Origin of the sequence: Pseudomonas gessardii (assembly GCF_001983165.1) — a bacterium.
Taxonomy (GTDB): domain Bacteria; phylum Pseudomonadota; class Gammaproteobacteria; order Pseudomonadales; family Pseudomonadaceae; genus Aquipseudomonas; species Aquipseudomonas gessardii.
In genome coordinates, this window is record NZ_MNPU01000012.1 from 120,944 (window position 1) to 133,065 (window position 12,122).

11 protein-coding genes are annotated in these 12,122 nt (G+C 62.6%); 4 read left to right on the top strand and 7 right to left on the bottom strand.

Annotated elements, in window-relative coordinates; translation table 11 throughout:
- Window positions 1–9: 9 nt before the first annotated feature.
- Window positions 10–1,239 carry an MFS transporter gene (locus BLL38_RS11290; protein ID WP_076962648.1) on the bottom strand — a complete coding sequence of 410 codons (1,230 nt, stop codon included), beginning with the start codon at window positions 1,237–1,239 and terminating at the stop codon, window positions 10–12.
- A gap of 98 nt (window positions 1,240–1,337) precedes the next feature.
- On the opposite strand from BLL38_RS11290, the gene BLL38_RS11295 reads away from it, so the two are divergent.
- Complete coding sequence (locus tag BLL38_RS11295; RefSeq protein ID WP_076962649.1) at window positions 1,338–1,793, top strand: winged helix-turn-helix transcriptional regulator; 456 nt, start codon at window positions 1,338–1,340, stop codon at window positions 1,791–1,793.
- Between the two features lie 26 nt (window positions 1,794–1,819).
- Here the strand turns inward: BLL38_RS11295 and BLL38_RS11300 are convergent, their stop codons facing one another.
- Window positions 1,820–2,971, bottom strand: a complete 1,152-nt coding sequence (locus BLL38_RS11300) for a M14 family metallopeptidase (protein WP_076962650.1) — start codon at window positions 2,969–2,971, stop codon at window positions 1,820–1,822.
- A 100-nt stretch (window positions 2,972–3,071) separates the two neighbouring features.
- Between BLL38_RS11300 and BLL38_RS11305 the strand changes: the two genes are divergently transcribed.
- The gene (locus BLL38_RS11305; protein ID WP_130898216.1) at window positions 3,072–3,284 is read left to right on the top strand and encodes a hypothetical protein; all 213 of its coding nucleotides are present in this window, start codon (window positions 3,072–3,074) and stop codon (window positions 3,282–3,284) included.
- Between the two features lie 166 nt (window positions 3,285–3,450).
- On the opposite strand, the gene BLL38_RS11310 is transcribed toward BLL38_RS11305, so the two are convergent.
- Complete coding sequence (locus tag BLL38_RS11310) at window positions 3,451–3,798, bottom strand: DUF6124 family protein (protein WP_076962652.1); 348 nt, start codon at window positions 3,796–3,798, stop codon at window positions 3,451–3,453.
- Window positions 3,799–3,927: 129 nt separating this feature from the next.
- Here BLL38_RS11310 and BLL38_RS11315 point away from each other — a divergent pair, with 129 nt between their 5' ends.
- Entirely contained in the window at window positions 3,928–4,572 is a 645-nt protein-coding gene (locus tag BLL38_RS11315; RefSeq protein ID WP_076962663.1) for a LexA family protein, read from the top strand.
- Here the strand turns inward: BLL38_RS11315 and BLL38_RS11320 are convergent.
- From BLL38_RS11320 to BLL38_RS11335, 4 genes are read right to left on the bottom strand one after another with little or no spacing between them, the layout of a single operon-like run.
- Entirely contained in the window at window positions 4,569–6,521 is a 1,953-nt protein-coding gene (locus tag BLL38_RS11320; protein ID WP_076962653.1) for an acetyl/propionyl/methylcrotonyl-CoA carboxylase subunit alpha, read from the bottom strand. The two genes, BLL38_RS11315 and BLL38_RS11320, sit on opposite strands and share 4 nt — an antisense overlap.
- Complete coding sequence (locus BLL38_RS11325) at window positions 6,518–7,324, bottom strand: gamma-carboxygeranoyl-CoA hydratase (RefSeq protein WP_076962654.1); 807 nt, start codon at window positions 7,322–7,324, stop codon at window positions 6,518–6,520. The genes BLL38_RS11320 and BLL38_RS11325 overlap by 4 nt, the downstream gene beginning before the upstream one ends.
- 14 nt (window positions 7,325–7,338) lie before the next feature.
- Complete coding sequence (locus BLL38_RS11330) at window positions 7,339–8,946, bottom strand: carboxyl transferase domain-containing protein (RefSeq protein ID WP_076962655.1); 1,608 nt, start codon at window positions 8,944–8,946, stop codon at window positions 7,339–7,341.
- Window positions 8,947–8,957: 11 nt separating this feature from the next.
- A complete protein-coding gene (locus tag BLL38_RS11335) occupies window positions 8,958–10,121 on the bottom strand; it encodes an isovaleryl-CoA dehydrogenase (RefSeq protein ID WP_076962656.1) in 1,164 nt (387 codons plus the stop codon).
- A gap of 171 nt (window positions 10,122–10,292) precedes the next feature.
- On the opposite strand from BLL38_RS11335, the gene BLL38_RS11340 reads away from it, so the two are divergent.
- A complete protein-coding gene (locus BLL38_RS11340) occupies window positions 10,293–11,978 on the top strand; it encodes an AMP-binding protein (protein ID WP_076962657.1) in 1,686 nt (561 codons plus the stop codon).
- The last annotated feature ends 144 nt before the right edge of the window (window positions 11,979–12,122 follow it).

Here is a 12,122-nt window from a genome sequence, read left to right on the forward strand (position 1 = left end):
CTGCATCCCCTATGGGCTGTTGCTGCATTTGGCGGCGGCGTTGTTCCTGGGTTGGACTGGCCGTGACAAGGGCTGCGCCGCCAGGGTCGCCCGCCAGTACACCAGGGCCAGTAGATTGATGGCGGCACCCAGGGCACAAACGCCGAGCCAGCCGCCCCAAGCGTACATCAAGGTGGCGCCGAGCGAGCCCAGGGCGCTGCCCGCCGAGTAGAACAGCATGTAGCCGGCCGCCAGTCGGCTCTGGGCTTGGGGGCGCACGCTGTAGATCAGGCTCTGGCTGGTGACATGCACAGCTTGCAGGCCGAGGTCGAAGGCAATCACTCCGAGAAACAGCGCCCACAACGACGACTGGGTGAAGGCGATGAGCAGCCAGGACAGCAGCATCAACGCCAGGGCCATGCCGCTGGTCCACTGCGCCCAGCCTCGGTCCGCCAGGCGCCCGGCATGGGCCGCGCCCAGCGCGCCGACGGCACCGGCGAGGCCGAACAGGCCGATCTGGGTGTGGGACAACGACAGGGGCGGGGTGCTCAGGGGCAACACCAGCGGGGTCCAGAGCACGGTGCCAGCGGCAAAAACCAGGCACGCCAGCACGGCACGATCGCGCAGCACTTTTTCTTCGCGCAACAGGCGGAACACCGAGCCGAGCAACTGGCGATAGGTGCCTGGCGCCCGGGGTTGTTCGGTGGTGGGCAAGACGCGCCAGAGCAAGAGCGCCATCAGCAAGGTCAAGCCAGCCGACAACAGGTACACCGAGCGCCAGCCGGCCAGGTCCGCCATGATCCCGGACACCGTGCGCGCCAGCAGCAGGCCGACCACGATGCCACTGGTCACCAGGCCCACCACATGCCCCCGTTGCTCGGGCCGCGCCAGGTTGGCGGCATAGGCCACCAGCACCTGGGCCACCACCGCGAGCAGGCCCGTCAGCAGCAGGCCGGCCAGAAACCCAACGCGGCTGTTAGAGAGGGCCACCAGCAACACCGCGCCAGTGGACAGCAGTAACTGGCCGACGATCAAGTGCCGCCGGTTGAGCAGATCGCCCAATGGCACCAGCAGTAACAAACCGACGCCATAGCCGACCTGGGTCAGGCTGATCACGATGCCGACAGTGGCAGGGGCCATGGCGAATGTCGTGGCCATGGCATCGAGCAGGGGCTGGGCGTAATAGACATTCGCCACCGACAAGCCACAGGCCATGGCGAATAGCAGCACCACGGCGCCGCTTAAAGAGGATTGAGGCATGCTGGGTCCTGATTTTGGTTTTAAAATGAAACTGGTTGTACGGTAGGTATTCCAGTTTTATATTGCAACTACATTATTCAGTCAGGCAGGCACCAGTCATGGTCAAACTCACCCGTTTTGAAAGTGCCGAATGCCCAGTGGCGCGCTCCCTGGAGGCGATTGGCGATGGTTGGGCGCTGTTGATCATTCGGGATGCGTTCGACGGTATCCGCCGTTTTGGCGAGTTCCAGCGCAGCCTGGGGATGGCCAGGAACATTCTGTCGGCACGCCTGCGCAGCCTGGTCGGCCATGGGATTTTCGAGATCGTCCCGGCCTCGGATGGCAGCGCTTACCAGGAGTACGTGTTGACGGAAAAGGGCAGGGGGTTGTTTGCCGTGATCATTGGGTTGCGGCAATGGGGCGAGGGGTTTTTCTACGCCGAAGGCGAGGCCCATTCGGTGCTGTTGGACCGGGAGCACGGGCAACCGCTGCAGGCTTTGCACGTGCAGGCGGCGGATGGCCGGGTGCTTGGGCCGCAGGACTGCGTGCGGGTGGCGGCGCAGTCCGAGGCTTAGGGTTAGCGGCGCTTATTGGGGCAGGTTCAGCGCAGTACGCTGACTATATCCGCCACGGTGCTCAGCACGTCCTTGCCCAGTTGCCGGGAGCGTTTGCCGGACCAGCCGGTATGTGGGTCGGGGGCATCGTCGTTGTCCTTGAACGGCATTTCCAGGGTCAGGGACAGGCAGTCGAATTTCTCGCCCACGCTGTTGCAGGCCAGGGTCATATTGGCCTGGCCCGGCAAGTCGCGGGTGTAGCCATGGGTGGTCTGGAAGTCGCGGGTCAGCTCGCTCAAGTGGCTGCGAAAGTGTTTTTCCAGGCCCTCGATACGCGGCGTGTAGCCAGGGTTGCCTTCACAGCCGGCGGTGAACACGTAGGGGATTTCCTCGTCGCCGTGGATATCCAGGAACAGGTCGACGCCGTATTTCTCCATTTGCTGCTGGACGAACAGCACTTCCGGGCTCTGTTCCTGGCTGGCGCTCTGCCAGGCGCGGTTGAGGTCCTGGCCCATGGCGTTGGTGCGCAAGTGGCCGTGGAATGCGCCATCCGGGTTCATGTTCGGCACCAGGTACAGGTCGGCGGCGGCCAGGAGTTTTTTCAGTTCGGCATCGCCGTCCTGTTGCAGGCGTTCGATGATGCCTTCCATAAACCACTCGGCCATGTGCTCGCCCGGGTGCTGTTGCGCAATGATCCAGACCTTGCGCCGCCCAGCGCCCCCCTTGCCACGGCGCAGCAGGGGAATATCACGGCCTTCGACACTCTTGCCGGTGGCCAGCAATTGCGTACCGGCACGGTTCAGCGCCTGGTCGATCAGCCAGGCGTGACGCTCGCGGCTGTAGGGCTCGAAGTAGGCGAGCCAGGCATGTTTTTGCTCGGTCTGCAGTTCGATGTGCAAGGTTTCGCCATCAAAGCGCGTGGGGACCCGGAACCAGTTGATATGGTCATAGGACGCCACGGCGTTGTAGCCGCTCCAGGCATGTTTGTAGGAAGACTGGCCAGCGTTGCTCAGGCGGAAGGTATGGGTATGACCTACGTGCATCCCTTCGGCCTTGAAGTGGAACCATTGGAAGTGCTGGCTGCGGGTATCCGGCTTGATTGCCAGCAGTAACTGATGGGCATCGCTGGTGTCGAGCACCTGGATATTGCCGCTGTCGAAGTCGGTGCTGATTTTGATGGAGGTCAAGGCCACGGTCATAGTCTGCTTGCCTGAGTATGAGAGTTGTGACAGGCAGTTTACACAGGCGCGGGGTAAAGTCTGGACGCAAATGATTGCGAAAAAGGAGGGGGCGTCGTCCATGACGCCGCAGCAGCTTAGAGTCTATGAGATTGATTCTCAAGTGCTAATTTGGAAAGAACCGGGCCAGAGCGCTTTCTTGGCTTTCTTTCGGCGATGGTCTTTTGCTACCATGCGCGCCATCAAGCAACACACAGTCTTCATTAGCCTGAAGCCACGCCAGAATAACTGGCAAAAAAAAGACCCGGCCAAAGAGCCGGGTCAAAAACCGTGATTAGCCTGATGAGGAGATATTCCAAGAGTCCGACCTAAGGTCCCTTGGTCTATCGACTGATCTCGCGACCAGCTGCATGCAATAATAATCATTATCATTTGCAAGTCAAATGTTTTTATCGTCCAGATAGAAATATTTTTCTCGCTGTTCCTGCACATCTACCGGCTCACGGGGTTTTCCCGCCTGCCAGTTGCAGTGGACGCTCCAGCATGGCCTTGGCCATATCAATCAGATACACCACCGAAAACGCCAGGTCCCGGGTGCCCCCCAGCTTGTTGTTCGCCAGTTCATACGCAATGGCGGCGGCGCTGCGCAGCAGGTCCGAAGCATGGACCAGGGCTTCTTCACTGCTGACAGTGGGGTTGGCTTCAAAAAAGGCCACCTCGTCCGAGGTTGGGGCTGTCTCTTCTTTCAAGTAGTAGTCCAGTGCGCGTCGGGCTGCATCGCTGCCCTGCAAAAACTTTATTTCGTCGTTATCAGGTGTGCCAGGCAGGTGATCCGGGGTTGTGGTCATGAGGTCGGTGCTCTGGGTGGGAGGGTGAACAGGTGGGGTTGATAATAATACGATCTGTATTTATGTCATTTGATTGATTACTACAAACTGTTTATTGTCGCCGTGAATCCACCCGGTATTGTCTGCCCCATGGATAAATGGATAGCGTTGGTCAAAGCCAACATGAAGGCCCGCAAGGTCACGCAGAATCAACTGGCCGCGCGCCTGGGCATGTCCCAGGGCGGCATTGGCCATTGGCTGGGCAAGCGCCGGGTGCCGAGCCTTGCCGATATGAACCGGGTGCTCGAAGAGCTGGGCCTGGGTTACCTGGAAGCGGCGCTGGTGATCCGCGAAAGGGGCGACGGCCCGGCAGACGACACCGCGTCGGCCGTTCAATACAATCCGTATTTTCGCTACCCCGTGAGTGACTGGAAGCAACCCTGCCGGGTGCACGAAGCGCGACCAGCCTATGGCCCTGGGCGTTTTGAGGCGAGTGACTACGACGCCAGCGGCGAGGCGTTCTGGCTGCAGGTGAGCGGCGACGCAATGACCGCGCCCAGTGGGCCGAGCATCGCCGACGGGATGATGATCCTGGTGGACCCGGCCCTCGACGCCGAACCCGGCCACCTGGTGGTGGCCCAATGGGCCGGCAGCAGCCAGGCGACCTTTCGTAAGTTGATCGAAGAAAGCGGCCAGCGTTACCTGGTGCCGCTCAACCCGACCTATCCAAAGGCGCTGCTGACCGATGACTGCCGGATCATCGGCGTCGTGGTACAGGCCACGGTGAAGTTCTAGGCCTGGGCCTCCAGCTCCACCAAGGCGCTGCCTTCGCCGACCATTTCGCCTTCCTGGCAATACAGCGCCTTGACCACACCTGCATGGGGCGCGCGGATGCTGTGCTCCATCTTCATCGCTTCGAGCACCACCAGTTGCGTGCCGGCCTCGACCGTCTGGCCGACCTCCACCAGCACCCGCACGATGCTGCCGTTCATAGGCGCCGTAAGGCCGCCCTGATGGGCTTGCCCGGCCTCGACGGCGGCGATCGGATCAAACAGCGTCACGCTGCGCATTTCGCCTTGCCAGCGCAGGAACAGCGTCGGCCCCTGGCGCACGGCCAGGTGCGAGCGGCGTATGCCGGCGTCTTCGATCAACAGCTGTTCGTCGCGCAGTTGTGGCGCAGTGGTGGTTTGCAGTGTCACCAGGCGGTCCTGACCGTCGCAGCTCAAGTGCAGTGATGTCTCGGCAGGCAGGCCTGCACGAAACCCCTGTGTCGCAGCCCACGGCGAGGCGGGGTCGTCGTCCCGCAACCGAGGCAGTTGGCTTTGCATAAACCCATGGCCAGCCGCCTGCCAGAACGCATCGCTCAACGCGCTTGCAACCGGCAGCAGTTGCTCCTGATAGCGCGGGATAAACCCGGTATCCAGCTGCGCCGCGGCGAACGCCGGGTGGCCGATGATGCGCCGTAAAAAGCCCAGGTTGGTCTTCAAGCCGCCGACCGCAAATTCGTCGAGCATGCTCAACAGGCGCAGGCGTGCCTGTTCGCGGTCCTCGCCCCAGGCAATCAGCTTGCCGAGCATCGGGTCGTAGAAGGGCGAGATGTCGTCGCCTTGCTCGACGCCACTGTCCACCCGGCGTCCCGGGCCTGGCGCCGACTCGCGGTACAGCGCCAGATGCCCGGTGGCCGGCAAGAAGTCATTGGCCGGGTCTTCGGCATACAGCCGCACTTCAATGGCGTGGCCGCGCAACGGCACCTGCTCCTGGGTCATCGGCAGCGGTTCGCCTTGCGCCACGCGAATCTGCCACGCCACCAGGTCCAGGCCGGTGATGGCCTCGGTCACCGGGTGTTCCACCTGCAAGCGGGTGTTCATCTCCATGAAGAAGAACTCACCGCGTGCATCCAGCAGGAACTCCACGGTGCCGGCGCCGACATAGCCAATCGCCTGGGCGGCACGCACCGCTGCCTCACCCATGGCCTGGCGCAGGGCAGGGCTGAGGCCGGGGGCGGGTGCTTCCTCGACGACTTTTTGGTGGCGACGCTGGATTGAGCAGTCGCGTTCATTGAGGTACAGGCAATGGCCGTGCTGGTCGGCAAACACCTGGATTTCCACGTGGCGCGGCTGGATCAGGTATTTCTCCACCAGCATCTGCGCATTGCCAAACGATGACAGCGCCTCACGCTGGGCCGAGGCCAGGGCTTCGGCCAGCTGGCTTTCGTCCTCGACCACTTTCATGCCCTTGCCGCCGCCGCCAGCGGTGGCCTTGAGCAGCACCGGGTAGCCAATGCGCGCGGCGGCCTGGCGGAAGGTTTCCAGGTCCTGCTCGGCGCCGTGGTAACCCGGCACCAGCGGCACACCGGCGGTTTCCATCAACGCCTTGGCGGCGGATTTGCTGCCCATGGCATCAATGGCCGAGGCGGGTGGGCCGAGGAAAATCAGCCCGGCCTCTTCAATCGCCCGGGCAAATCCTGGGTTCTCGGAAAGAAAGCCATAGCCCGGGTGAATCGCCTGGGCACCGCTGGCCTTGGCGGCGGCGATCAGTTTGTCGATCTGCAGGTAACTGTCGGCGGCCTTGCTGCCGCCCAGGTCCACGCGGATATCCGCTTCGCGGCTATGGCGCGCATTGCGGTCCGTGGCGCTGTGTACGGCAACGGTGGTCATGCCCAATGCCTTGGCCGTGCGCATGACCCGGCAGGCGATTTCGCCCCGGTTGGCCACCAGCACGCAGGTAATCAACGGCAAACTCATGAACGCGGCTCCTGGGACTGCCAACTGGGCGTACGCTTTTGCAAAAATGCGCGCAGGCCTTCCTGGCCTTCGGCGCTGACGCGGATACGGGAGATGGCGTTTTCGCAGTAACGGCGCAGCGCCGGGGTCAGCGTGCCGTTACCCACTTCGCGCAGCAAATCCTTGCTGGCGCGCATGGCGGCCGGGCTGTTGAGCAGCAGGTTGGCGGTCCATTGCTCGACCTGCTGCTCCAGCGTATCGAGAGGGTAGCTTTGCGCCAACAGCCCGATGGCTTGGGCCTGCTGACCGTCGAAGCGTTCTGCGGTCAAGGCATAGCGGCGTGCCGCGCGCTCGCCAATCGCCTGCACCACAAACGGGCTGATTACCGCCGGCGCCAGGCCGATGCGCACTTCCGACAGGCAGAACTGCGCATCATCGGCGCCAATGGCCATGTCGCAGCAACTGATCAGGCCCAGGGCGCCGCCATAGGCCGCGCCCTGGACCACCGCCAGTGTGGGGATCTTCAACTTGGCCAGGTTGTACATCAGCTCTGCCAGCTCGCGGGCGTCGTCGAGGTTGGTGTGGTAGTCCAGCTCGGCCGACTGTTGCATCCAGGCCAGGTCCGCGCCGGCGCTGAAATGCTTGCCGCGCCCGCGGACCAGTAGAAAACGCAAGGCGGCATCGGCCTGCACCTGGTCCAGGGCAATGATCAGCTCACGGATCATCTCGGCGTTGAATGCGTTGTTCTTCTCTTCCCGGCTCAACCACAGGGTGGCAAAGCCCCGGGGGTCGTTGACCAGTTCAACGGTGTTGAAATCGCTCATGGGTGCAGCTCCAATTACATGCGGAACACGCCGAAGCGGCTCGGCTCGATGGGGGCATTCAGCGCGGCGGACAAGGCCAGGGCCAGCACGTCGCGGGTCTGCAAGGGGTCGATGACGCCGTCATCCCACAGGCGAGCGCTGGAGTAATAGGGGTGGCCCTGGGTTTCGTACTGGTCGAGGATCGGCTGCTTGATCTGCGCTTCGTCCTCGGCGCTGAACCCCTGGCCACTGCGCTCGGCCTGTTCGCGCTTGACCTGCACCAGTACACCGGCCGCCTGCTCGGCGCCCATCACGCCAATGCGTGCGTTGGGCCACATCCACAAAAAGCGCGGATCATAGGCGCGCCCGCACATCCCGTAGTTACCGGCACCAAAGCTGCCGCCGATGATCACCGTGAATTTCGGCACCTTGGCGCAGGCCACCGCCGTGACCAGCTTGGCGCCGTGCTTGGCGATACCGCCGGCTTCGTATTTCTGGCCGACCATAAAACCGGTGATGTTCTGCAAGAACAGCAGGGGAATCCCGCGCTGGCAGGCCAGTTCGATAAAGTGCGCGCCTTTTTGCGCCGCTTCGGCAAACAGGATGCCGTTGTTGGCGAGAATCGCGATGGGGTAGCCATGCAAATGGGCAAAGCCGCAGACCAGCGTGGTGCCGAACAACGCCTTGAATTCATCGAAGACCGAGCCGTCCACCAGCCGCGCAATCACTTCGCGCACATCGAAAGGTTGCTTGGCGTCGGCCGGGATCACCCCGTACAACTCGTCGCTGGCATACAGCGGTGCGACCGGCGTGCGTTGCTGCAACTGCCCCTGTTTGTGCCAGTTGAGGTTGGCGACGCTACGGCGGGCCAGGGCCAGGGCGTGTTCGTCGCTGTCGGCGTAATGGTCGGCCACCCCGGAGATCTTGCAGTGCACATCGGCACCGCCCAGGTCTTCGGCGCTGACCACTTCGCCGGTGGCGGCCTTCACCAGGGGCGGGCCAGCGAGGAAGATGGTCGCCTGTTGGCGCACCATGATCGCTTCATCGGCCATCGCCGGCACATAGGCACCGCCGGCGGTACAGGAGCCCATGACCACGGCGATCTGCGGGATGCCCTGGGCGCTCATATTGGCCTGGTTGAAGAAGATCCGCCCAAAGTGCTCGCGGTCGGGAAACACCTCGTCCTGGCGCGGCAGGTTGGCGCCGCCGGAATCCACCAGGTAGATGCACGGCAGGCGGTTCTGTTCGGCGATGGTCTGGGCGCGCAGGTGTTTTTTCACGGTCAGCGGGTAGTAGGAGCCGCCTTTTACCGTGGCGTCGTTGGCGACGATCATGCATTCCACGCCTTCAACCCGGCCGATCCCGGCGATCACGCCAGCAGCGGGTACGTCTTCACCGTAGACCTGATACGCCGCCAGTTGGCTGAGTTCGAGGAACGCCGAGCCCGGGTCGAGCAGGCGGTTGATGCGCTCGCGCGGCAGCAGCTTGCCACGGGAGGTATGACGCTCCTGGGCCTTGCTGCCACCGCCTTGCTGGACCTGGGCGAGCAGGGTGTGCAAGGCATCGACCTGTTTGAGCATCGCCGCGCTGTTGGCGGCAAACTCTGCCGAGCGCGGGTTGAGTTGGGTGTGCAGGGTGGCCATGGTGCACTCCCTCAGCGGGTTTCGTTAAACAGTTCGCGACCAATCAACATGCGCCGGATCTCACTGGTGCCCGCGCCGATTTCATACAGCTTGGCATCACGTAACAGACGGCCAGCGGGGAATTCATTGATATAGCCATTGCCGCCGAGAATCTGGATCGCATCGAGGGCCATCTGCGTCGCGCGTTCGGCGCTGTACAGGATCACCCCGGCGGCGTCCTTGCGCGTGGTTTCGCCACGCTCGCAGGCCTGGGCCACCGCATACAGGTAGGCGCGGCTGGCGTTGAGCTGGGTGTACATGTCGGCGACCTTGCCCTGGATCAGCTGGAACTCACCGATACTCTGGCCGAACTGCTTGCGGTCGTGGATATACGGCACGATCAGGTCCATGCAGGCCTGCATGATCCCGGTGGGGCCACCGGAGAGCACCACGCGCTCGTAGTCCAGGCCACTCATCAGCACTTTGACTCCGCCATTGAGCGCGCCGAGGATGTTTTCTTCGGGCACTTCGACGTCATCGAAAAACAGCTCGCAGGTGTTGGAGCCGCGCATGCCCAGCTTGTCGAACTTGTTGCTGCGGCTGAAGCCTTTCGAGTCGCGCTCGACGATAAACGCGGTGATGCCATGGGCGCCTTTTTCCAGGTCGGTCTTGGCGTAGATCACATAGGTGTGGGCATCGGGGCCGTTGGTGATCCAGGTCTTGCTGCCATTGAGCACGTATACGCTGCCACGCTTGTCGGCGCGTAGCTTCATCGACACCACATCAGAACCGGCATTCGGCTCGCTCATGGCCAGGGCGCCAATGTGTTCGCCGCTGATCAGCTTGGGCAGGTACTTGAGTTTCTGCTCGTGGCTGCCGTTGCGGTTGATCTGGTTGACGCACAGGTTGGAGTGCGCGCCGTAGGACAAGGCCACCGAGGCCGAGCCGCGGCTGATTTCTTCCATGGCCACCACGTGGGCCAGGTAACCCAGGCCGGCACCGCCGTATTCTTCCGCCACGGTGATGCCCAACAGGCCCATGTCGCCGAACTTGCGCCACATATCCACGGGGAACAGGTTGTCGATATCGATCTGCGCCGCCCGTGGCGCCAGCTCCTTGGCCACGAAGGCCTGCACCTGGTCGCGCAGCATGTCGATGGTTTCACCGAGGGCGAAGTTCAGGGTCGGGTAACTCATGGGAGGGCACCTATAAACATTATTGTTGTGGGGCTGGCGACGCCATTGGGCGGTCACCTTTACGTTAACGTAAACTTGCGTTGCATGACTGTCAATCGTAGCTTACGTTAACGTCAAGCTCGCGCCTGACCGGCGCACCGTCCACCTACAAAAAAGACAATAGGGGTCGTCATGGATCAACCGAATCAGAGCTACAGCCGTGGCCCACAGGACAAGGCCCTGCTGGCCATGACCATTGGCCAGGCATTTGACCGCACCGTGGCGCAGCACCCGGAGGGCGAGGCCCTGGTGGTGCGCCATCAGCAGCTGCGCTACACCTGGCAGCAATTGGCCGCAGCCGTGGACCTGCATGCCCGCGCTCTGTTGGCCCTGGGGCTGCAGGCCGGGGATCGCCTCGGCATCTGGGCGCCGAACTGCGCCGAGTGGTGCATCAGCCAGGTGGCCAGCGCCAAGCTTGGGGTGATCCTGGTCAACATCAACCCGGCCTACCGCAGCAGCGAACTGGAATACGTGCTCAAGCAATCGGGTTGCCAGTGGTTGATCTGTGCCGGCGCGTTCAAGTCCTCTGACTATCACGGGATGCTACAGGCGCTGGTGCCGGAACTGGCGGAGCAGGGCATCGGCCAATTGCACTGTGAGCTATTACCCGAGCTGCGCGGGGTGATCAGCCTGGATGCGCGACCGCCCTCGGGGTTCCTGCCCTGGTCGCAATTATCGGCCCTCGGCGCGGGTATTCCCGCCGAACACCTGCACAGCCGCGAGGCCAGCCTGCACTTCGATCAAGCCGTCAACATCCAGTACACCTCCGGCACCACGGGCTTCCCCAAGGGCGCCACCCTCAGCCACCACAACATCCTCAACAACGGCTACATGGTCGGCGAAAGCCTGGGCCTGACCGCGCAGGATCGCCTGGTGATCCCGGTGCCGCTCTACCATTGCTTTGGCATGGTCATGGGCAACCTGGGCTGCATCACCCATGGCACCACCATGATCTATCCCAATGACGGCTTCGACCCGCTGCTGACCCTGACCGCCGTGGCCGAAGAACGCGCTACCGGCCTGTACGGCGTACCGACGATGTTTATCGCGGTGCTCGATCACCCGCAACGCAGCACGTTCGACCTGTCGACCCTGCGCACCGGGATCATGGCCGGTTCCACCTGCCCGATCGAGGTGATGCGCCGGGTGATCAGCGACCTGCACATGAGCGAAGTGCAGATTGCCTACGGCATGACCGAGACCAGCCCGGTGTCGTTGCAGACCGGCGCGGATGACGACCTGGAGCGGCGCGTGACCACGGTTGGGCGCACCCAGCCGCAACTGGAAAGCAAAATCATCGACGAGGCCGGCAACACCGTGCCGCGCGGGCAGATCGGCGAGTTGTGCACCCGTGGCTACAGCGTGATGCTTGGCTACTGGAACAACCCCGAAGGCACCCGCGAGGCCATCGACGCCGCTGGCTGGATGCACACCGGCGACCTGGCGAGCATGGATGAGCAGGGCTATGTGTGCATCGCCGGGCGCAACAAGGACATGATCATTCGCGGTGGCGAGAACGTGTACCCACGGGAGCTGGAGGAGTTCTTCTTTACCCACCCGGCGGTGGCCGATGTGCAGATCATCGGCATTCCCGATGAGCGTTACGGCGAAGAGATCGTGGCCTGGATCAAGTTCCACCCGGGGCACGTGGCCAACGCGCTGGAGCTGCAAACCTGGTGCAAGGGGCGCATTGCACACTTCAAGACACCGAAGTATTTCCGCTTTGTCGAAGAGTTTCCGATGACGGTGACGGGGAAGATCCAGAAGTTTCGGATGCGGGAGATCACGATCGAGCAACTGCGAACGCTGAAACCCTGATCGCCCCGATCTAAAGGGTGGGAGATTCTATGGTTTTGGGGAAGCCCCCAAAACCGCTTTTGACTGGTATTCGCTCAGATTTTTCATGAGCGAAAAGGCGATACGCGCCAGCTTGCGACCAATGATGACCAGGGCTTGAGTCGT

Bases quoted from the DNA above. Each gene is read 5' to 3' on its own strand.
- BLL38_RS11315 (WP_076962663.1), top strand. From the start codon at position 3,928: ATGGATAAATGGATAGCGTTGGTCAAAGCCAACATGAAGGCCCGCAAG.
- BLL38_RS11290 (WP_076962648.1), bottom strand. From the start codon at position 1,239: ATGCCTCAATCCTCTTTAAGCGGCGCCGTGGTGCTGCTATTCGCCATG.
- BLL38_RS11330 (WP_076962655.1), bottom strand. From the start codon at position 8,946: ATGGCCACCCTGCACACCCAACTCAACCCGCGCTCGGCAGAGTTTGCC.
- BLL38_RS11305 (WP_130898216.1), top strand. From the start codon at position 3,072: ATGACGCCGCAGCAGCTTAGAGTCTATGAGATTGATTCTCAAGTGCTA.
- BLL38_RS11310 (WP_076962652.1), bottom strand. From the start codon at position 3,798: ATGACCACAACCCCGGATCACCTGCCTGGCACACCTGATAACGACGAA.
- BLL38_RS11325 (WP_076962654.1), bottom strand. From the start codon at position 7,324: ATGAGCGATTTCAACACCGTTGAACTGGTCAACGACCCCCGGGGCTTT.
- BLL38_RS11320 (WP_076962653.1), bottom strand. From the start codon at position 6,521: ATGAGTTTGCCGTTGATTACCTGCGTGCTGGTGGCCAACCGGGGCGAA.
- BLL38_RS11295 (WP_076962649.1), top strand. From the start codon at position 1,338: ATGGTCAAACTCACCCGTTTTGAAAGTGCCGAATGCCCAGTGGCGCGC.
- BLL38_RS11300 (WP_076962650.1), bottom strand. From the start codon at position 2,971: ATGACCGTGGCCTTGACCTCCATCAAAATCAGCACCGACTTCGACAGC.
- BLL38_RS11335 (WP_076962656.1), bottom strand. From the start codon at position 10,121: ATGAGTTACCCGACCCTGAACTTCGCCCTCGGTGAAACCATCGACATG.
- BLL38_RS11340 (WP_076962657.1), top strand. From the start codon at position 10,293: ATGGATCAACCGAATCAGAGCTACAGCCGTGGCCCACAGGACAAGGCC.